Raw genomic sequence first — 21,327 nt, 5'->3', positions numbered from 1 at the left:
ATGGCAAAAGAGCGGCCCGTCGAGATCACTCCGTCGGCCGCAGCTCTTGTCGAGTCCCTCAGGGGTCTCGGCTACTCTCCGGAAACGGCGATCGCCGACCTGATTGACAACAGCATCGCGGCAGAGGCCGCGACCATTGAACTCGAAATCGAGTGGAATGACGGTCACCCGCAGGTCGCGCTGTTCGACAACGGCAACGGGATGGACCGTACGACGCTGGCCGAAGCGCTGCGCTTCGGCGGTACGGGTCCAGCCTCTACGCGAACGGCCAGCGATCTGGGCAGGTTCGGACTGGGACTGAAGACAGCGTCGCTGTCCCAGTGCCGCCAAATCACGATTATCAGCAGAACAGTGAGCAAGACATCGGCGCTGGTTCTGGACGTTGACGAAATAGCGAAACGCGGATGGTTCGCGACCGTTCCGGCAGTCATGCCAAAGCACCCCCTGGTCACCAAACTGGCCCAGCTTGAACATGGCACTGTCGTTCTGTGGGATCGAATGGATTCCCTGGGAGGCCTGTCGGGGCTTGCGAAAGAGACCTTCTACCTTCGCCTTGAGGATCTCCGCGCCCACCTTGGCATGGTTTTCCATCGGTTCATCGATGGTGATGCAACGAGACTTGCCATCATCTGCAACGGACGTGCGATAAAGGCCTGGGACCCGTTTCAGACCGGGCATCCTTCAACGCGCGAGCTGCCATCCGAACGGATTCGCCATGCGGGCTCCGCTTTCACCGTCAGACCCTATGTACTCCCGCACCGCGATCGATTTGCAAATGAAGCGGAATACGAGACTGCCGGAGGCCATGGCGGCTGGGCAGCTCGTCAGGGCTTCTACGTCTATCGCGGAAAGCGGATGCTCGTCGCCGGCAGCTGGCTCGGTCTCGGTGGTGTTCGTACGTGGACCCGCGATGAGGCGAGCCGTCTCGCGCGCATCGAGGTCGATCTTCCCACCGATCTGGACAGGGACTGGCGAATCGACGTTCGTAAATCCCAGGCGCGTCCGCCCGGCACGCTCCGGGCGCGGCTGACAGCCATCGGCGGTCGTTGCCGTCAGGAGGCCCGCGAGGTCTTTGCCTTCCGAGGTCAGGGCGCTCACGCGCGCGGGCTCCCGCACGCGGCGCCCACGGTCTGGCTGGCACTGAAAGGTCCGAAAGGCCTTCAGTACAGGATCAACCGCGAACATCCTCTGGTCGTAGCCTTTCGAAACAGCGCAGGCGGCGTCCGCCCTCTGAATGCCATGCTGTCGATCATCGAAAGAAGCGTACCGATTGAGCGTATCTGGCTTGACGTGTCCGAAACGGAAGCCACAGCGGTAACGCCAATGGATGCAAACGAGATCGCGCAGCTGAGTAATCAGCTTCTTGAACTTGGAAAGGCTCTGCCGGCATCCATGACCCCGGATCAGCGCGCAAACATGCTACTCGTCAGTCTTCCCGGTGACCTGACCGAGCTGAGAGCGGAACTCGTGCGGAGGATGAGGGAAGCGACATGACAGACATCGTTGAGGCACTCGCGCTCAGAGCAAGAAAAATCCTGCAGGTGCAAAAAGAATCCGGCGAGGTCATCAATCGGGAGGGCATTGCCAGAATTGTGGACCTGGATGCTCAGACATTCACGCTGATGACCAGGCAGGCCGTTACTTCCGAGCAGAAGGAGGCCGCTGAACGGATGCTCTGGACGATCTTCGTAACAGAGCAGGGTCCGGCGCTGGCGCTGCAGGACAAGGAGAGACCTGCCCCCTGGTATCTCGGGGCACGTCGGCAGCCCGGCCCGTTCATGCAGCGCTATCTCTACAAGCTGGAGGAAGACGGGTGGCCGGTCGAGTCGATCCAGCAACTGCAGGAGAGCACCGCCCGGATTCTGGAGGTCATGGATGATCCGAAGCGCCCGGGAAGCTGGGACTGGCGCGGGCTCGTCGTCGGCGATGTGCAGTCCGGAAAAACCGCCAGTTACGCGGGAGTCGTGAACCGTGCGGCAGATGCGGGCTACCGCATCATCATCGTACTTGCCGGCATGCACAAGATACTGCGTCTTCAGACCCAGAAGCGTTTTGACAAGGACTTTCTTGGCTACGACACGAATCCCAAGACTCGGGTGCCGAACCAGCCTCTGCGGATCATCGGGGTTGGCAACTTCAATCCGCAGCTGACCGTCGACAGCCTGACCATGGCTGATGCGAATGGCGACTTCAACCAACGCATGGCCGACCAGTTCAATTTTTCACCGGTCAGTCAGCCCTGCGTATTCATCGTCAAGAAGAATGCGAAGGTCCTGGAGAATCTTAATAGCTGGATCGCAGGACTTCCCGGGCCAGCAAAGGCAGCGCCGGTTCTTGTCATCGACGACGAGTCCGACCAGGCGTCGGTCGATACCGGCGATCAGCCCATTCTTGAGGATGGCACATTCGAGCAGGATTACGATCCGAAGCGCGTCAACGGAGAGATCAGGCGCCTGCTCATGTCATTCGATCGCAGGGTCTATGTGGGCTACACTGCAACACCTTTTGCAAACATCCTCATTCACGATGAGCGAACGGCAAATGACTACGGACCGGACCTCTTCCCGTCGACTTTCATCGTGTCGCTTACTCCACCGGACGACTACTTCGGACCTGCCGCGGTCTTCGGCACCAACGATGATGCGGACAATCCAGGCCTGCCTCTGGTCCGGCCCTTCGATCAGACATCGGAGGACTGGATACAGGACCCGCACGACAAGTATCTCAGACCGCGCTTCAATGGCCAGGATGTCATTCCGCCGAGTCTGGAGAATGCGGTCGACGCCTTCCTTCTGACCTGCGCCGCTCGCGCCGCGCGAGGACAGGAGACTGAACACAATTCGATGCTCGTTCATGTCTCACGTTTTGTCGATGTTCACACCGAGGTCCACCGTCAGGTCGAGAAGTATCTGCGCGAAACGCGTGCAATGATTTCCAACGGCGATCGCGAAACCATGCAGCGCCTCAAGGCGGTATGGGAATCAGACTATCTCCCGACGACGGAAGCAGTCAGGTCCACAGTTTACGGGCGGAACACGATGCCCGTGGCCTGGGATCAGGTCGTGGCGAAGATCGCTGAAAGCTCTGATAAGATCCAGGTTATTACGGCGAACGGCAAGACCAAGGCGGACATCGACTACGATGCCTACAAGGACGTCGGCTATTCGGTCATTGCGGTGGGTGGCGACAAACTCTCGCGCGGCCTTACCCTTGAAGGGCTTTCGGTCAGCTATTTCCTTCGTGTCTCTCGTCAGTACGACAGTCTCCTTCAGATGGGACGCTGGTTCGGCTACCGCCGTGGCTTTGCCGACCTGTGCCGTCTGTTTGCGACGCCCGACATGGAGGACTGGTTCCGCTACGTCGCGACGGCTCAGAAGGAATTGCGAGCGCAGTTCTTTGAAATGGCCCAGATGGACGCAACCCCGAAAGACTTTGGGCTCAAGATTGCTGTTCACGACATTCTGCAGGTGACTGCAAAAAACAAGCAGCGACATGCCGAGCTTCGACAGAGCAGCTACGCTGGTGAAGGCAAGGTGCAGACGGTCATGTTCCGCGACCGCGTGACTGTTGAACGCAACGCGGCGATTTCCGACGACTTTCTGTCACGCCTTGGTGCAGGCATCGACAACCCACGCCGACCAGGCGTGGGGAACACGAGAGCCGATGGCACGCTCTGGACCGGGGTAGCCGGCAGAGAAGTTGCCGAGTACCTGAAGAACCTGACCTTTCCGCCGGAGAGTGATCAGGTCGATGGAAAAAAGCTTTCCGTTTTCATCAATGGTCAGCTGGCCATGCAGCCCCCGGAACTGACGGACTGGACCGTCTTTCTCGCCACCGGCAGTGAAAAGGAGGTCGACCTTGGAGGCCGCCGGCGCAAGTGCGTGCTCCGTAATCGCAGGAAGTCGCGAAACGGCCAGCAGACGTCGGAAAATCGATTCATTATTGGTACGACTCTGAGCCCTCTGGATCAGGCGATCGATCTGACTGATGCCGAATTCGAAGAGGCTCTCTCGAGGACAAATGAGGAAAGGACTTCCCGGCCCGATTCCGAGACCAACATTCCGTCCGGCCGGTTCATTCGCAAGGTCCGGGGCGGCCGACCGCAGAACGGACTTCTGATCATCTATCCTATCGATCCGGACAAGGCTGAGGTCGAGACTACTGATCGCCCCGTCATCAGCGTCGTCGTCAGCTTCCCGGACAGCGATGCAGCAGATTCGCGCATCTACCTCATCAACAGTGTCGAGCAGCGCCAGGACTCATGATGAACTGGCTGCAAGCGCTCAATGATGCCTGGGACGAGCTGACGAAGACAGTGTCGCTGGCGCGTCAGTTCCGGACGAAGCTGATTTCGACGGAAATGCCACTGGATATTCTTGCCGGGATGCGCGCCAGTGACAATGCCCCTTGCCTGATGCTCCAGACTACCCTTGCCCCCGAGGCCTTGTTTGAACTTGGCGGGATGCGGCTGAGTACCATGCCGGACCAGTCCGGGCCGTTTCTCGTTCTGTCTCTGGAGGACAGCAGCAGACGCGACCTGTTTTCCACCATCTGCGCTGATGTCGTGTCTGCCGCTACGCGAGCCGTGATGGCGGATGCTCTAGAACAGTTTCTTGCTAGACTGGATGCCTGGAGACGGTTCCTTCGAGACAGGCGCGATGGCCTTTCGCGGCCGGAGACAATCGGTCTGATAGGCGAACTTCTTGTTCTGGAGCAGTTGCTCACTGCTGACCCGTACAGACTGGCGACGTGGCAGTCGCCCGATGACGGTCTGCATGACTTTGAGAGCGGTGGTCACGCACTTGAAGTAAAAGCGGGACTTGGCCCCTCGTCGTCGATTACGATCTCGGCGCTCGACCAGCTGGACACGACCGGTCTTCGGCGGCTTGACCTTCTCCACGTCAGGCTTGTGGAAGTCCCCGGTGCCCGATGCCTCCGGGACATTATCGGTGCGATCAGCAGCATCCTGCCGGATGATGCTTCGCGCCGTGCATTCGATAATGCACTTCTGCGCCGCGGTCTCATGCCGGATGACGATGCAGCCAGACTCACACCGAAAGTCCAGCAACGATCCATCGACGCCTATTCCATAACCGAAGTCTTTCCTCGTCTGAGCCGCGCGGCTCTGCCAATTGCCATTACCGAAGCAACATATACGCTTGAAGTTCGAGCCATCGCCGCCTTTGCCGCTGATGCGACCGCCGCTCTTGATGCGTTCGTCCAGGGAGGTGCCAGTGACTGACGACATCATTGCCAGATTTGCCGAAGAACTCGCCGGTGAGGTCGAAGACGCGCTGTCAGCTGATGCGCCGTTCTCCCAGGAAATATTCACGGAGCTGATCCTTGAGCGTCTTGAAGATGCCGGTCATCTGGTTGGCACCTTCCCGCTTTTTCAGCAGGGACGCGTCAGAAACGCGATATACCGTATTGATGGCTACGCATACGACGAAGAGCGTTCCAAACTTGAGCTCTTCACGACAATCTATCGTGAAGACCTTCCGCCGACCCGGGTACCCCAGGCCGAAGTGACGCGTGCCTTCGAGCGTGCCATCCGATTCGTAAACGCCTCAATCGAGGGGCTGGCCACCCAGCTCGAACCGTCGAACAGCGACGCGAGTGACCTTGCGAGGCTCATCGAGACTCAAGGACCTACGCTTGGAAGCGTCAGAATCATCCTGCTCACAAACGGTATTGTCGAGAAGACCACCGGATCGACCGACTGGCGGGATCGCAAGGTCGAGTTTGACACCTACGATATCGCACGGCTGCAGAGGATACTTGGCGACGGCGAGACACGTGCCGACATCGCCGTCGACCTGGAAGCTCTGACTGGGGGTCCGGTCGCCTGTCTGCACGTTCCCAGTCAGGCGGGCGAATATGACGCCTATCTCTCAGTGCTGCCCGGTGAGGCGCTGTCACGCATCTATGATCGCTACGGTGTGCGTCTGCTCGAACTGAACGTGCGCGCGTTCCTGGGTCTCCAGGGCCGAAAGAGTGTCAATGCAGAACTCAGACGCACCATCGCCGACCAGCCATCGATGTTCCTGGCCTACAATAACGGCATCGTCGCAACGGTTGATGACCTTGAAATCGTCAATGATCGAGCGGGGCGCCCCTCAATCAAGTCGCTCAAGGGCCTGCAGATCGTCAACGGCGGCCAGACGACCGCCTCGCTTCACCGGGCGCGTCGCAAGGACAGCCTCAACCTAGAAAATGTTGCCGTTCCCATCAAGATCATCAAGGTCGGCGGCGCCGACCTGAGCGAGATGGTGGCCTCCATCTCACGGGCGGCAAACCGGCAGAATACCGTCCAGCTCGCAGACTTCTCAGCCGGCGATCCCTGGCACCAGCTGATCGAGACGCTGGCAAACAACACGTGGCTCGATGATGGCAAGGGGCGCTGGTTCTACGAACGCGCCCGGGGTTCATACCTGGCAGCAGAGGCCAAGGCGGCCTATCGCAAGTCCGACCAGCAGACGTTCCGGGCACAGACACCCAAACAGCGACGGCTCAGCAAGCTTGATGTGGCCCGCTATCTGACGGCCTGGGATGGTCTGCCCTACCGGGTCTGTCTTGGTGGGCAGAAGAATTTTCAGCATTTCATGCAGCGGATGAAGGACAGCGCGCCCCCTCCGCCGGACACCGCCTGGTTCAAGCGACTTGTTGCGAAAGCCATTGTCTATCGCGCCGTCGAGAAGAAGATCCGGGCGATGAAGTTTCCAGCGTATGGCGCGCAGATCACGGCCTACGTGGTTTCCGGCCTTGCTCAGAAGACCGGGGGCCGGGTCGACTTTGACGGTCTGTGGTCCCGTCAGTCTGTCAGCGCCGAGCTTGAACGGCTGGTCGAGGCATGGGCTCCCCAGATCGATATGCTTCTGCGCCAGTCCGCCGGCCAGAAGAATCCAAGCGAGTGGTTCAAGAAGGAAGAATGCTGGCTCGATACAATGAACAAGCTGCCATCGCTTTCCGACCCGCTCCCGCCGGAGCTGTCTTTTGTAGAAGCAGCCGATGGCGACGAAACTGCGATCGCGCACCCTAGATCCCATTCCGTCGCCGACTATGAGCGGATCGAGCGGTGCATGACCGTCAACGCTGCAATTTGGCTTGAGGTTGCTGAGCGCGGCTACAAGGCTGGCGTGGTCCACTGGAAGGTTGCGGCTATCTGTAGAACGATCGCCAGCTACGCCGCCGGGGGGTGGGACAAGAAGCCATCCCCTAGACAGGCCAAGCCCGCGCTGGAGGCCTTTACCGCTTGTCAGAGCGCCGGCGTGATCGGAAGCACAGTGTCGGTGGAAGATGCGGCCATTTCCTGAGTGGCTGCAGGGAATTCCTCGGCGAGCCAAGTAGTGACTATCGCGGCGCTGCCTTTTCCGTTTCTGCGAAGCAGATCGACAATGTCCCCAGCTGAAACAACGACGATGGGATGCTGGTCTTCCTTGATTTCCTTATAGGCCTGAAGATCGACCCAGCTGGTTGTAACCAGAACACCGAACTGACGGTGTCTAAGCCGGGAAATCAGCCGCGACATCTCGCGGACGCCGACGGAGTTGCTTGGCGAATAGCATTTTGCCTCCAGCGCAAAATCAACGAGGATTCCGCTTGGCCCCGCGCCAACGCGCAATTGGCCCACGCCATCTCGTCCGCCGTCGCGAGAGGGCCGCGTGACGTCCAGCGACACGACGTCTGGCATCATGAAACGCGCTACAGCAGCAGCGCAATGTTCGAATGCATGCGGAGTATCCTTGAAATAGTCGCGTATCACCTGGACGATGGCTTCACCTTCCTTGTCTCTTGGCAGCTGTTCGCCCTTGCTGCGATACTCCAGCGAACGGGTCGCCATCAGCGCCTTTCGACGGCCGGTCTTTATCCACGTCTGCCATGCTTCCGGCGCAAGCTCATCCTCAGGCTTGCCCGCAATCAGGCTGTCTAGCCACGTCCGCGTAATTGTCGGTACGTTCAGCACCGTAAATCTTGCACGATAATTTTGGAAGCGCTGGCCGCCTGCCGTGCGCCAGATCGCAACAAGCTCCTCAGATGCATCGAGGTCGGATGCGCCGGGCACAGCAAGCCCCAAGAAAATCATGTCCCGCCAAGTGCCCGCGTTTGCAAAAAGAAAGGTAGGCGGCACCTCGCGCCTTCCTTCGACGCCGGAACGGGCCGCGTTAAATATCTTCTGAAGGATGAGATTGCCGTCGCGGCCGGTCTTGTGAAGTTCCTGGCCGGGCTTTTTGTTGTCACCGTAATAGGTGAACACGCCCGTCTCTCGATCGAGAGAATCCGGCCAGTCCGTGTCAGCCATGCTTGAAGTTAGGACAAGCATTTGGAGCTTGCCTGCCACGCTGCCGCGTTTGCGGAACCCGCCGAGGCTATCCATGCGAAGAAGACGTGGGAGCGGACCATCTCCCATATTGCCACGACGTCCTCCCTGATAGGTCGCATCAACGTATAGGTTGGACGTGGTCAGCTGATCGAATGTTACTGTTCTCACGCTTGCTGCCTCCGAAGCCATGCCACTGATGCTCATCATTCATTCGATCACAAGCTTTAGCTGGTAGCACTCCCGCCCTTGGGTGGCAGTGCGCAGCTGGATATGCCGAAACCCATGAGTGCTTCTCCAGAGATTGACAAAAATGTACTCCGGCCCCGCCTAGCAGTGCTGATCAAACCTAGTCTCTGCCTATTGTCTCCCGAAAACGGGAATTTCTTGGGTGTCAGCCGGAGACTTTCGGGATTTCGGCGGCCCTCGTAGCCCATTCCGCCACCCGGAGACCTTGCCGAAGGCAAGAAAACCCGCCAATTGCAGGCTTTTCTCGACTAATCGGGCGGTCTGGCCGAATGCCCGGACTGCCTGGCTGGGGCGGGAGGGATCGAACCTCCGCATGGGGGAATCAAAATCCCCTGCCTTACCGCTTGGCGACGCCCCAATAGACCTGCGGGAAGCCGGCGGAAGCGGGTCTTGCGCGAATTCCCTCCGGCCACGCCGGTCTATAGAGAGACGTACCCCTTTTCAACCACCCAGCCCGGTTGTTCCAGTGGCGAATTTCGCGCGCGGGCCGTTGAGAGCGGCCCCGTTTCGTGGGAAGACGTTCTGCAACGGCTCCCACCCCCGCAAGAGAGATCCGGCCATGACCTACCGTGCCCCCATTCATGACATGCTGCTCTCGCTGAACCATGGCGCCGGCCTGCAGGCTGCCGTAAGTGCCGGGCATTACAGCGATTTTGACGGCGACCTGGCGAGCGCCGTGTTCGAGGAGGCCGGGCGCTTCGCGACCGAGGTGCTGGCCCCGCTCAACCAGATCGGCGACAAAGAAGGCGTCAAGCTGCAAAACGGCGGGGTCACCACGGCGCCGGGCTGGAAAGACGCCTATACGCGCTGGACCGCGGCCGGCTGGAACGCGGTATCCGGCCCCGAGGCGTTCGGCGGCCAGGGCCTGCCGACGGCGATCAACGCGGTCTGCTCGGAGATCTGGTCGGCAGCGAACATGTCGTTCGGCCTGTGCCCGATGCTGACGCTGAGCGCGATCGAGGCGCTGCACGCCCATGGCAGCGACGAGCTGAAAAAGATCTATCTGGAAAAGCTGGTCAGCGGCGACTGGACCGGGACCATGCAGCTGACCGAGCCGCAGGCCGGCTCCGATGTCGGTGCGCTGCGCAGCCGCGCCGAACGCGCGCCGGACGGCAGCTACCGATTGTTCGGCACCAAGATCTACATCACCTATGGCGACCACGACATGACCGACAACATCGTGCATTTCGTGCTCGCGCGGCTGCCCGATGCGCCCGCGGGCACCAAGGGCATCTCGCTGTTCCTGGTGCCGAAATTCCTCGTCAACGAAGATGGCTCGCTCGGCGAACGCAACGACATCTACCCCTCCGGCATCGAGCACAAGCTCGGCATCCACGCCTCGCCGACCTGCACCATGACGATGGGCGACAAGGATGGCGCGGTGGGCTACCTGATCGGCGAAGAAAACCGCGGCATGGCGTGCATGTTCACGATGATGAACCAGGCCCGCATCGGCGTCGGCCTCGAAGGCGTCGGCATCGCCGATCGGGCCTACCAGCAGGCTTTGGCCTTCGCGCAAGAGCGCAAGCAGGGCCGCGCGCCCGGCAGCAAGGGCCACGACATGCAGCCGATCATCGTGCAGCCCGACGTCAAGCGCATGCTGATGCAGATGCGCAGCCTGACGGCCGCGGCGCGCAGCATCTGCTACGCCACCGCCGTGGCGCTCGACGTCGCCGCCCGCAGCACCGACCCGAAGGTACGGGCCGATGCCGCGGCGCGCGGCGCGCTGCTGACGCCGGTCGCGAAAGCCTTCTCCACCGACATCGGCATCGAGGTCGCCTCGCTCGGCGTACAGGTGCATGGCGGCATGGGCTTCATCGAGGACACCGGCGCCGCGCAGCATTATCGCGACGCCCGCATCGCCACGATCTATGAGGGCACCAACGGCATCCAGGCGATCGACCTGGTGACGCGAAAGCTCGGCGTGCATGGCGGCGCCTCGGTCTGGGCGCTGCTCGACGAACTCGCCGTCATCGTGTCGCGGGTCGAGGCCTCCAACGACCCCGCGTTCGGCACTACTGGCGCGAAGCTGCGCGACGCGCTGGGGTCGCTCGATCGCACCAGCAAATGGCTGCTCGAGCGGCTGGCCGCTGCACCCTCCGACGCGCTGGCCGGCGCCACGCCCTATCTGCGGCTGTTCGGCTCGGCGGTCGGCGGCTGCATGCTGGCCAATGAGGCGATGGCGGCAAAGGAGATCGGCGGCGATCCCGCGCGCTACGTCACGCTGGCACGGTTCTTTGCCGAAAACGTCGCGGTGCAGGCAGGCTCCCTGGAGCGCACGGTGATCGACAGCGCGGAATCGGTGACCTCCGCCGACGCCGTGCTGCTGGCCTGACCCCGAGTTGCTGCAACCGACACAAGGACGCGCCATGACCGGCCACCTCATCGTTACCGACGAAGATTTCACCCGCGTCATCACGCTGCGGCGGCCGGAAAAGAAAAACGCGATCACCCACGACATGTATCGCGCGATGACGGCCGCGATCGACTCGGCGCAGAACGATCCGGCGATCCGCTGCCTGATCATCACCGGCGGCTCCGGCGTCTTCACCGCCGGCAACGACCTCGAGGATTTCGTCGCCACCGCCACCACGGAGGCCGGCCCGTTCGGTTCGTCGCCGGCGATCAAGTTCCTGTATTCGCTGGCGCACAACACCAAGCCGATCATCGCCGCAGTGGACGGCATTGCGGTCGGCATCGGCACCACGCTGCTGTTTCACTGCGACTACGTTCTGGCGTCGTCCACCGCGACCTTCTCGACGCCGTTCATCCATCTGGGCCTGGTGCCGGAAGGCGCCTCCAGCCTTTTAATGCCGCGCACGATGGGCCATCAGCGCGCTTTCGCGATGCTGGTGATGGGCCGCAAGGCGAGCGCCGAAGACGCCCGCGAGGCCGGCTTCGTCAACGTCGTGGTGGCACCCGGCCATACCGAAGCCGAAGCGCACAAGGTCGCCCGCGAAATCGTGGCCCTGCCGGTCGAAGCCGTGGCGATCTCGCGCAAACTCATCAAGCTGCCGCCGGAAGACCTGACGCGCCGCATCGACCAGGAAGGCCACCTGTTCGGCGAGCGCATGAAATCCAAGGAAGCGATGTCGGCCTTCAGGGCATTCTTCTCGCGCAAGCGGGCGTGAGAGCGGCGTTGTTTACACCGGCCTCTCCCGTCGTCCCCGCGAAAGCGGGGACCCATAACCTCCGTTGGGGGTGGTTGAAAAAGATCGCATCCGTTCTGCCGCATCATCCCTGCACGGCGTATGGGTCCGTGCGTTCGCAGGGACGACTCGTGGAGAGCGCGTGTGTAGTAGCGCTCGCAGCGTTCGCGATCAGTTCGTCAGCCGCCTTCGCTCAATCCGCCCCCGTCGACGTCACCCTGCTCGCGATCAACGATTTCCACGGCAATCTGCGGCCGGCGCCCGGCGGCATCGTGATCGACGATCCCGCCGACAAGACGAAGAAGATCACCGTGCCGGCCGGCGGCGCCGAGCACATGGCGACGCTGGTCAAGCAATTGCGCGCCGGCAAGAAGAACTCGGTATTCGTCGCCGCCGGCGACCTGATCGGCGCCAGCCCGTTCCTCTCGGCGATGTTTCACGACGAGCCGACCATCGAGGCGCTGTCGATGATGGGGCTGGAGATCGCCTCGGTCGGCAACCACGAATTCGACGAAGGCCGCGCCGAGTTGCTGCGCATGCAGAATGGCGGCTGCCATCCGGTCGACGGCTGCCGTGGTCCGCATCCCTTCATGGGCGCGACGTTTCGCTATCTCGCGGCCAGCACCATCGAGACCGCGACCGGACGGACGCTGTTGCCGCCCTATGAGATCAAGATTTTCGACGGCATCCCGGTCGGCTTCATCGGGCTGACGCTGAAAGCCACGCCGACGCTGGTGTCGCCGCCCGGCGTTGCCGGACTGGAATTCCGCGACGAGGCGGACACCGTCAACGCGCTGGTGCCGGAGCTGAAGGCGCGCGGCGTCGCGGCGATCGTGGTGCTGATTCACGAAGGCGGTTATCCGACCGGCGACTACAATGAATGCCCGGGCATCTCCGGGCCGATCGTCGATATCGTCAGGAAGTTCGATCGCGCCGTCGATGTCGTGATAAGCGGCCATACCCACCGCGCCTATACCTGCGAGATCGACGGCCGCCTCGTCACCTCCGGCGACAAATACGGCACCGTCGTCACCGCGATCGACCTCAAGCTCGACCGCGCGACCGGCGACGTGGTCAGCGCCAAGGCCAATAACCTCATCGTGCACACCACGGCCTACGCGGCCGATCCCTCCCAGACCGCTTTGCTCGCAGCCTATGACAAGGTCGCCGCGCCGATCGCGGCGCGGCCGGCCGGATCGCTGACCGAAACGCTGACGCGCGTGCCGGACATGACCACCGGCGAAAGCCCGCTCGGCGATATCATCGCGGATGCCCATCTGGCGGCGACGAAGGCGGCCGGCGCGGTGATCGCCTTCACCAATCCCGGCGGCATTCGCGCCGACATCCTCCGCCGCGCGGACGGCGCGGTGAGCTACGGCGACGTGTTCGCGGCACAACCGTTCCGCAACCAGCTTGTCACGCTGACGCTGACAGGCGCGCAGATCAAGGCCGCGCTGGAACAGCAGTGGCTCGACCCGAAACGGCCACGAATCCTGCAGGTATCGATCGGGTTCTCCTACGTCTGGAACGCCGCCGCCGACACCGGGCACCGCGTGCTGCCGGATCGCATGATGCTAAACGGCCAGCGCATCGATCCCGCTGCGTCGTACCGCGTCACCATCAACCAGTTCCTGTCGGTCGGCGGCGACGGGTTCACGGCGCTGCAAGGCGGCACCGCGCCGGAGGTCGGCGTCTACGACGTCGATGCGCTCTATGCCTATTTCGGCGCGAACAGTCCGGTCGGTCCGCCGGCACCAGGACGGATTGGGCGGGTGCCGTAGCCCGGATGACAATCCGGGGGCGGCCTGTCCACGCGGGCGACTTTCCCGGATTGCGTCGCCGCGCCGCGAGCGGCACGGCAACTTCATCCGAGCTACGAATTTTACGCCACGTCGCGCCGGGCTTCGCGCCGTGTCCCAACGAAATCGGCCCGAATATCGAATGGCTCCGGCTTGCCGATCGCACAGCCTTGCGCATAGTCAACATCGAGTTCGCGCATCGCCTCTAGGATCTCCTGGCTCTCGACGAATTCCGCGATGGTGCGCTTGCCCATCACCTTGCCGATATGGCTGATCATCTCGACTATCGCGCGGTCGATCCGATCGACAAGCATATCCTTGACGAAGCCGCCGTCGATCTTGAGATAGTTCACCGGCAGATGCTTGAGATAGGCAAAGGACGACATGCCGCTTCCGAAATCGTCGAGCGAGAAGCGGCAGCCCAGCTGCTGCAGCGCGTGGATGAAGTGGTGCGCGTCCGCGAGATTGGCGATCGCGCTGGTCTCAGTGATCTCGAAGCAGATGATCGTGGGCGGAATCGAAAAGTAATCGAGCTGTTCACGCACGTAATCGAGGAAGCCCTCATCCCGGAACGTCGAGCCCGACAGGTTGATGGCGCAGGTTTCGATCGGCGTCGATGAGCACCCGGCGAACCGCGCCGCCAGAATAGCGAAGGCATTGCGGATCACCCAGCGGTCGATCAGGGGCATCAGGCCGTAGCGCTCCGCCGCGGGAATGAACTGACCCGGCGCCACCAGTTGACCTGTCTCGTCGCGCAGCCGGAGCAACACCTCGATATGCAAGCCCTGGTTCTCGGCTTCCTGCAGCGCGATGATCTTCTGCGCGTACAGGCAGAAGCGGTCCTCGTCGAGCGCCTCGTGAATCCGTTGCACCCAGGTCATCTCGCCGAAACGCTGCATCAGATCGGAATCGCTCGCGTGATGTAGCTGGACGCGGTTGCGGCCCTTTTCTTTCGCCAGGTAGCAGGCGACGTCGGCGGCCCGCAGCGCCTCGACCAGGGTTTCGTGCTCGGACAGGCACACCAGCCCGATGCTGACGGCGACGTTGAAGGCGCGTCCGTTCCACACGAAGTTCAGTTCCTCCACGGTATGGCGCAGCCGTTCGGCGGTGCTCATCGCGCGCTGCGCGTCGCTGTTCTGCAGCAGCACGGCAAACTCGTCGCCGCCCAGCCGCGCCACCAGATCGCCTTCGCGCAGATGCTTTTCCAGCACCCCGGAGACCTGCCGCAGCAACTGGTCGCCGGCGGCGTGACCGCAGGTATCGTTGACGACCTTGAACTGATCGAGATCGAGGAACATCAGCGCGTGCGGTCGCACCGCCGGATCGACCCGCGGCAACGCCATTTCGAGCTGGCGCTCGAACTCGCGGCGATTGGCCAGGCCGGTCAGCGCATCGTGCGAGGCCTGGAAGGCCAGCCGAGACAGATACTCCTGCTCGATAGTCATATCGTGCAGCACCAATACGGCGCCTGCCGTCCGCCCGTTGCATTGCAGTGGCGTGCCACCCCACGAGACGGGCAACGAGCTGCCATCGCGACGTATCAGCAGTTGCGGATGCCCGGCAGGCGTACTGGTGTTGCCTTCCAGGACTTTCGCGATTGTCGTCTGGCTGTCTTCGCCGCCATCTTGCTGCTTGTCGTGCATCCTGGCCTGGCTGACGATTTGGAACAGCGACGACAGTTGCCGGCCTCGCGCATGGTCCACATCGGTCGCCATCAGCCGCTCGGCGGCCGGATTCATATATTCGACGCAGCTACGCGCATCGATCGAGATCACGGCCTCGCCGATCGACGACAGCGTAATCTCGGCCCGCTCCTTTTCGGTCTTCAGCGCCAGTTCGGATCCGAGCCGCTGGATCAGCAAATAGCGGGCGCGCCAGGTTCCGAGCAGGATCAGCAGTGCTGCGGTCAGCAGGTTGACAATCAGCAGCAGCCTCTGGATCGCACGCGATCCCACGCCGAGCCGTTCCGAGAACGCCACGGCCAGCGGCGTCGCCCTTTCACTGATACTGTCGATCTGTGATCTGCGACTGGCCAGCCATATCGGTCCGACTCGCCCGGCCTGCCGATCCCGATGGATCGAATCGGCAGTATCCACGAGTTTCTGGATGACCGCAGCGGTGTCACGCCAGCTTTGGATCGCCGGGGCGAGATAGCTGGTGTCGCTGAAGCGACGGAACAGCCAGATCATGCCAGGAATGTCCTCGGCATGGTTGCCGCCCTGCAACAAGCCCTGAAAGGCGAGCTTGGGATCGGGTACCGGCTGCTCCAGCGCAAGGCGTGCGTTGCGCCCCCCGAGCGGAACCGCGATGGCCGATTGATAGCGACGATAGTAGTTGTCTTCTCCGGTCTCGGCATAACGGCTGAGCGAATAGATCGCATCAGCCTGTGCCTTCGACCACAGGCTTTCACCGACCACATAGGCGCGGACCGACGACAACGTCTCCATGCTGATGCCCGCAACAAACGCCTGGAACAGCACGATTACCGTGAACAGCCACACTGTTCGAAAGAGGCCGGGCGGGGCCCTGAGTGTTCTCCATAGCTGCAACATCGTCGTTCGGTACCTGGTGGTGTCGGCACCGTCCGAGAGGCGGAGCTTCGGCAGGATTTCACGTCTCGATCGCAAACGCGTTTAACGAGGCTTCATTTTCGCGTTTCTGTGATATCGCGCTGAATGTAGAATGAAGAACCACATTACGGCCGTTGATGTGCCGAGTGACTATGCTGACCGCGGTCCCCCTGCCGTGAATAGAACGGCATATCCGCTTGACGCGCGGGACGCGGACGCTTTTTCTGAAAAGGGTCAGGGAAGACCACCCCCCCTTGCGTTGCCACCCTTTCGGAACCCGCCAATACCAATTAGGCTGAGACGCAGCCCCATCAGCGCATCCCGCGCCCGGATTTTCCGAATGACACTCCTGCTCTCGCACCTTGCATGTCTCGATCACGAGACGCCGCCCGGCCATCCCGAACGCCCCGACCGGCTGCGCGCCGTGGCCACCGTGCTGGGCGAGGCACGCTTCGAGAGGCTGGTGCGCGGCGAAGCCCCGATCGGCGATCTCGACACTGTCACGCTGTGCCATGATGGCCATTACGTCGATGAATTGCGCCACATGGCCCCCGCCAGCGGCCTGGTCTATATCGACGGCGACACCTCGATGTCGCCGGGCACCTGGGAAGCCGTGATGCGCGGCGTCGGCGGTGCGGTCGCAGCGACAGACGCTGTGATGAAGGGCGAGACCGCCAACGCCTTTGTCGCCACGCGGCCGCCCGGCCATCACGCCGAAATCAACAAGCCGATGGGCTTCTGCTTTTTCGATAATGCTGCGATTGCGGCCCGTTATGCCCAGCGGACCTACGGCATCGCGCGCGCCGCGGTGGTCGATTTCGACGTCCATCATGGCAACGGCACCCAGGACATCTTCTGGGCGGACCCCACAGTGATGTATTGCTCGACGCACCAGATGCCGCTGTTTCCGGGTACCGGGGCCGCCGGCGAGCGCGGCGAGCACGACACCGTCGTGAATGCGCCGCTGCATGACGGCGACGGCGGCGCCAGGTTTCGCGCCGCGTTCGAGAACCTGATCCTGCCGCAGTTGCAGAAATTCTCGCCGGAACTGATCGTCATCTCCGCCGGCTTCGACGCGCATAAACGCGATCCGCTCGCCTCGCTGAACCTCGACGCCGAGGATTTTGCGTGGGTGACGCAGCGGTTGATGGACGTGGCCGACAAGTCCGCCGGGGGCCGGATTGTCTCGGTGCTGGAGGGCGGTTATGATTTGCTGGGCCTCAAGGAATCGGTGGCGGCCCATGTCACCGCGCTGATGGGCGCGTAACCGGCACCACATCGGCTGACCTCCCCCTTCGAATGGCGCGTGAAGCGCCCAGGAATGCGATATGGCTGAACCGACCCATGCCGATGTCAGGAAATTGACGTTCGAGCGCGCCATCGAGGAGCTCGAAACCATCGTCAAGCGGCTCGAGGACGGCAAGGTGCCGCTGGAGGAATCCGTGGCCATCTATGAACGCGGCGAAGCCCTGAAGCGCCGCTGCGATGAGCTGTTGCGGCAGGCCGAGGCCCGGGTGGACAAGATCACCACGGATTCCAGCGGTCAGGTGACCGGCACCGAGCCGCTCGACGTCCAGTAACGCGCCGATTTAACGCTTGGTGCACCCTTCGGGCTGCTATAGTCCTGACGTCAGACCCGGGGTACCAGTGTGCGCGTCGATCACCGTCATGTCATCTATGTGCAGGGGTACGACCCGCGGGGCCTCTCGCAATATTACCGTATGTTTCGCACCGAACTGCGCAAGTTCGGGCATTTATACGACCTCGCCACCACGGTCAGCCGGCCGAATCGGCCGCCGGACGGCGAATTCGCTGCCGAATCCGCGTCCTGGTGCATCGAGACCACCGGCCAGGGCTGGCATACCCGTACCGATTACGAGTTCCTGCGCTGGGAAGACCTGATTCAGCGCGATCTCGCCTGGCCGGTCTGGAAGACGCTGGCCTATGCGATCGCGATCTACTGGCGGCTGGTTTTTTCCGGCACAATGGGCCGCTTCTGGGCGGCGCATTGGCGGTTCGCCACCTTCATCTCCTATCCCCACATCCTGCTGCTCAACGAGGCGATCTGGTGTGCCGCGGTGGCCTGGGGCTTCGGCTGGGGGCTGCAATGGCTGGGAATCCACAGTTTCCTCGCCGCAATGGCGGCCACAGCGCTGTTCGTCGCCGCGCTCGGTACGCTGCTAAAGGCCACCGAGCAGCGCAGCTACCTGCTCTATCTGATGTCCGACACCATCTTCACCTGGCAGTTCTCGCACGGCCAGCGGCCGGAGTGGGACGCCCGCATCGACCGCTTCGCGCAGCATCTGGTCGAGGTCGCCCAATCGAGCGCGGCGCAGGAGATCGTGCTGGTCGGACATTCCTCCGGTTCATTTCTTGGCTCTGAAATCCTTGCCCGCGCGCTCGAGCTGGATCCCGATCTCGGCCGCCACGGCCCCCGAATTGTGCTGCTGACGCTGGGCGGCAACATGCCGATCGTCGGTTTCCATGCCGCCGCGACCGGCTTCCGCGACCATCTGCGCCTGCTGGCGACGGAACCCTCTATCGAGTGGATCGACGTGCAATCGCGTAAGGACGTGATGAACTTCTTCCCGTTCGATCCGGTCACCGGTCACCGCATCGACGCCGGGCCGAACCGCCGGAACCCGACCATCGTGCCGGTCCGGTTCCGCGAGATTGTCCAGCCAGACCACTACAACCGGTTCCGCTGGAAGTTCTTCCGGGTTCATTTCCAGTTCGTGATGGCCAATGAGCGGCCCCATACCTATGATTTCTACATGATCGTCTGCGGCCCGGTGTTGCTGACGGAGCGCTTCAGCCAGCCGGAGGCGGCGCTTGCACTGGTCACGGGCGCCCCGTCGACGCGGCGGAGCGCCTGGGACCAGCTGGGTCTGGACGCCGAAGCGAGGCCTGACTTTCCCGTCCGGCGGAACACCGAGGCCTGCCGGCATGGTTGAGCGCGCAGTGTTGCGCAATTGCCCACATTAGGTGCTGCGCTGCCGAAACAACCCGCGCGGCAGTTGGCTTTAGCCGTCGCTTTGGTGTAAAGGGACTGGGACTATGCGCTGGCGCTCGCGCTTCGATGCCGGCCATTAACGTTGATAAGCGCTTCATTCATCTGGCAAAAATGTTCAGACGGAGGGGGCCGCCAAGCGTGATAGATATCACAGTGAAACTACGGGGCCCATTACAAGGCCTCGAAACAGGCTTCCCGGTTCCGGAAGCTGCGAATGTCCCGACGATGGCTGCGCGAACCGCCGGCCGTCCCGGATGCCAGGCGCAGTCCCGGACGTGTAAAATTGGATAGTACCGTGACCGATTTTAGTAAGACACCGTTGCTCGACACCATCAAGACGCCGGAAGATCTCCGCAAGCTGAAGGTCGAGCAGGTTCGACAGGTCGCCGACGAACTTCGTCAGGAGACCATCGACGCGGTGTCAGTTACCGGCGGCCACTTCGGCGCAGGGCTCGGCGTCGTCGAATTGACGACCGCTTTGCACTACGTCTTCGATACGCCGCGCGACCGGCTGATCTGGGACGTCGGCCACCAGGCCTATCCGCACAAGATTCTGACCGGTCGCCGCGATCGCATTCGCACGCTGCGCACCCCCGGCGGCCTGTCCGGCTTCACCAAGCGCAGCGAGAGCGACTACGACCCGTTCGGCGCGGCGCATTCCTCGACCTCGATTTCCGCCGGCCTCGGCATGGCAGTTGCCCGTGACCTGTCCGGCGGCAAGAACAATGTTATCGCCGTGATCGGTGACGGCGCGATGTCAGCCGGCATGGCCTATGAGGCGATGAACAACGCCGGCGCGATGAATTCCCGCCTGATCGTCATCCTCAACGACAATGATATGTCGATCGCCCCGCCGGTCGGCGCGATGTCGGCCTATCTGTCGCGGATGTATTCCGGCAAGACCTACCGCTCGCTGCGCGATGCCGCCAAGCAGCTCGGCAAGCATCTGCCGAAGGTAATCGCCGACCGCGCCGAGCGGGTCGAGGAATATTCCCGCGCCTTCATGGCCGGCGGCGGTACGCTGTTCGAGGAACTCGGCTTCTACTATGTCGGTCCGATCGACGGCCACAACCTCGACCATTTGCTGCCGGTGCTGCAGAACGTCCGCGACATGGGGACCGGTCCGATTCTGGTCCACGTCGTCACGCAAAAAGGCAAGGGCTACGGCCCGGCCGAGGCCGCCGCCGACAAATATCATGCGGTGGTCAAGTTCGACATCGCCACCGGCGCGCAGTCCAAATCCAAGCCGAATGCGCCGTCCTATCAGAACGTGTTCGGCGCCTCGCTGGTCAAGGAAGCCGAAAAGGACGACAAGATCGTCGCCATCACTGCGGCGATGCCGTCGGGTACCGGCGTCGACATCTTCAACAAGGCCTTCCCGGACCGCACCTTCGACGTCGGCATCGCCGAGCAGCATGCGGTCACCTTCGCCGCCGGTCTGGCCACCGAAGGCTACAAGCCGTTCGTCGCGATCTACTCGACCTTCCTGCAGCGCGGCTACGACCAGATCGTCCATGACGTGGCGATCCAGAACCTGCCGGTGCGCTTCGCCATCGATCGCGCCGGTCTGGTCGGCGCCGACGGCGCGACCCATGCCGGCTCGTTCGACAACGCCTATCTGGGTTGCCTGCCGAACATGGTGATCATGGCCGCTGCCGACGAGGCCGAACTGGTCCACATGGTCGCCACCCAGGTCGCCATCAACGACGCGCCAAGCGCGCTGCGCTATCCCCGCGGCGAAGGACGCGGCATCGAGATGCCGGAAGTCGGCGTCGCGCTCGAAATCGGCAAGGGCCGCATCATCCGCGAGGGCAGCAAGATCGCGCTTCTGTCGTTCGGCACCCGTCTCGCCGAATGCGAGAAGGCCGCCGACGAACTCGCCGCCCATGGCCTGTCCACCACGATCGCCGATGCGCGCTTCATGAAGCCGCTCGACCAGGACATGATCCTCAAACTGGCGCTCGACCACGAGATCTTGCTGACCATCGAAGAAGGTTCGATCGGCGGTTTCGGCAGCCACGTGATGCAGTTGCTGGCCGAACACGGCATGCTCGATGGCAACGTACGGATGCGCTCATTGGTGCTGCCCGACACTTTCCAGGACCATGATTCGCCGGCCGCGATGTACGGTCGCGCCGGTCTCGATGCCAAGGGTATCGTCCGGAAGGTGTTCGAGACCCTCGGCAAGGATTTCACCGCCGAGACGGTGAAGCTGGCGTAAGAAAGATAC

Annotated in this window: 13 protein-coding genes and 1 tRNA gene; 11 read left to right on the top strand and 3 right to left on the bottom strand. The window is 62.3% G+C overall.

Features of this window, described 5'->3' with window-relative positions; translation table 11 throughout:
* The 4 genes from FIU28_RS06850 to FIU28_RS06835 are packed head-to-tail and all read left to right on the top strand — an operon-like array spanning position 1 to position 7,313.
* Positions 1 to 1,494 (top strand): ATP-binding protein, encoded by a 1,494-nt coding sequence (locus FIU28_RS06850; RefSeq protein WP_143572245.1) that lies wholly within the window; start codon positions 1 to 3, stop codon positions 1,492 to 1,494.
* Positions 1,491 to 4,265, top strand: coding sequence for a Z1 domain-containing protein (locus tag FIU28_RS06845; protein WP_143572244.1), 2,775 nt, complete (start codon positions 1,491 to 1,493; stop codon positions 4,263 to 4,265). Before FIU28_RS06850 ends, FIU28_RS06845 begins: the two co-directional genes overlap by 4 nt.
* On the top strand, positions 4,265 to 5,242 hold the full coding sequence (locus FIU28_RS06840; RefSeq protein ID WP_168202873.1) for a PD-(D/E)XK motif protein: 978 nt from the start codon (positions 4,265 to 4,267) through the stop codon (positions 5,240 to 5,242). Before FIU28_RS06845 ends, FIU28_RS06840 begins: the two co-directional genes overlap by 1 nt.
* Entirely contained in the window at positions 5,235 to 7,313 is a 2,079-nt protein-coding gene (locus tag FIU28_RS06835; protein ID WP_143572242.1) for an AIPR family protein, read from the top strand. The genes FIU28_RS06840 and FIU28_RS06835 overlap by 8 nt, the downstream gene beginning before the upstream one ends.
* Here the strand turns inward: FIU28_RS06835 and FIU28_RS06830 are convergent.
* Together FIU28_RS06830 and FIU28_RS06825 are read right to left on the bottom strand one after the other, a co-directional pair.
* Positions 7,256 to 8,527, bottom strand: coding sequence for a restriction endonuclease (locus tag FIU28_RS06830; RefSeq protein ID WP_210247755.1), 1,272 nt, complete (start codon positions 8,525 to 8,527; stop codon positions 7,256 to 7,258). The two genes, FIU28_RS06835 and FIU28_RS06830, sit on opposite strands and share 58 nt — an antisense overlap.
* 322 nt (positions 8,528 to 8,849) lie before the next feature.
* Positions 8,850 to 8,924: transfer RNA gene (locus tag FIU28_RS06825), tRNA-Gln, on the bottom strand.
* A gap of 201 nt (positions 8,925 to 9,125) precedes the next feature.
* Between FIU28_RS06825 and FIU28_RS26330 the strand changes: the two genes are divergently transcribed.
* From FIU28_RS26330 to FIU28_RS06805, 3 genes are all read left to right on the top strand, one after another.
* The gene (locus FIU28_RS26330; protein WP_168202872.1) at positions 9,126 to 10,901 is read left to right on the top strand and encodes an acyl-CoA dehydrogenase; all 1,776 of its coding nucleotides are present in this window, start codon (positions 9,126 to 9,128) and stop codon (positions 10,899 to 10,901) included.
* Positions 10,902 to 10,935: 34 nt separating this feature from the next.
* A complete protein-coding gene (locus FIU28_RS06810; protein ID WP_143572241.1) occupies positions 10,936 to 11,697 on the top strand; it encodes a crotonase/enoyl-CoA hydratase family protein in 762 nt (253 codons plus the stop codon).
* Positions 11,698 to 11,846: 149 nt separating this feature from the next.
* Positions 11,847 to 13,496, top strand: a complete 1,650-nt coding sequence (locus FIU28_RS06805) for a bifunctional metallophosphatase/5'-nucleotidase (RefSeq protein WP_143572240.1) — start codon at positions 11,847 to 11,849, stop codon at positions 13,494 to 13,496.
* 101 nt (positions 13,497 to 13,597) lie between these two features.
* On the opposite strand, the gene FIU28_RS06800 is transcribed toward FIU28_RS06805, so the two are convergent.
* Positions 13,598 to 16,015 carry an EAL domain-containing protein gene (locus FIU28_RS06800; RefSeq protein ID WP_246660896.1) on the bottom strand — a complete coding sequence of 806 codons (2,418 nt, stop codon included), beginning with the start codon at positions 16,013 to 16,015 and terminating at the stop codon, positions 13,598 to 13,600.
* A 409-nt stretch (positions 16,016 to 16,424) separates the two neighbouring features.
* On the opposite strand from FIU28_RS06800, the gene FIU28_RS06795 reads away from it, so the two are divergent.
* From FIU28_RS06795 to dxs, 4 genes are all read left to right on the top strand, one after another.
* Entirely contained in the window at positions 16,425 to 17,351 is a 927-nt protein-coding gene (locus tag FIU28_RS06795; protein ID WP_143572238.1) for a histone deacetylase family protein, read from the top strand.
* Between the two features lie 61 nt (positions 17,352 to 17,412).
* Complete coding sequence (locus tag FIU28_RS06790) at positions 17,413 to 17,664, top strand: exodeoxyribonuclease VII small subunit (protein ID WP_143572237.1); 252 nt, start codon at positions 17,413 to 17,415, stop codon at positions 17,662 to 17,664.
* A 69-nt stretch (positions 17,665 to 17,733) separates the two neighbouring features.
* Positions 17,734 to 19,038 carry a hypothetical protein gene (locus tag FIU28_RS06785; RefSeq protein WP_143572236.1) on the top strand — a complete coding sequence of 435 codons (1,305 nt, stop codon included), beginning with the start codon at positions 17,734 to 17,736 and terminating at the stop codon, positions 19,036 to 19,038.
* A 354-nt stretch (positions 19,039 to 19,392) separates the two neighbouring features.
* Positions 19,393 to 21,318 carry a 1-deoxy-D-xylulose-5-phosphate synthase gene (dxs, locus tag FIU28_RS06780; RefSeq protein ID WP_143572235.1) on the top strand — a complete coding sequence of 642 codons (1,926 nt, stop codon included), beginning with the start codon at positions 19,393 to 19,395 and terminating at the stop codon, positions 21,316 to 21,318.
* Positions 21,319 to 21,327 lie beyond the last annotated feature (9 nt).

The organism is Tardiphaga sp. vice154 (genome assembly GCF_007018645.1).
Taxonomy (GTDB): domain Bacteria; phylum Pseudomonadota; class Alphaproteobacteria; order Rhizobiales; family Xanthobacteraceae; genus Tardiphaga.
The sequence above is the reverse complement of the archived record's forward strand: the minus strand, read 5'-3'. Positions and strand labels throughout refer to the sequence as shown.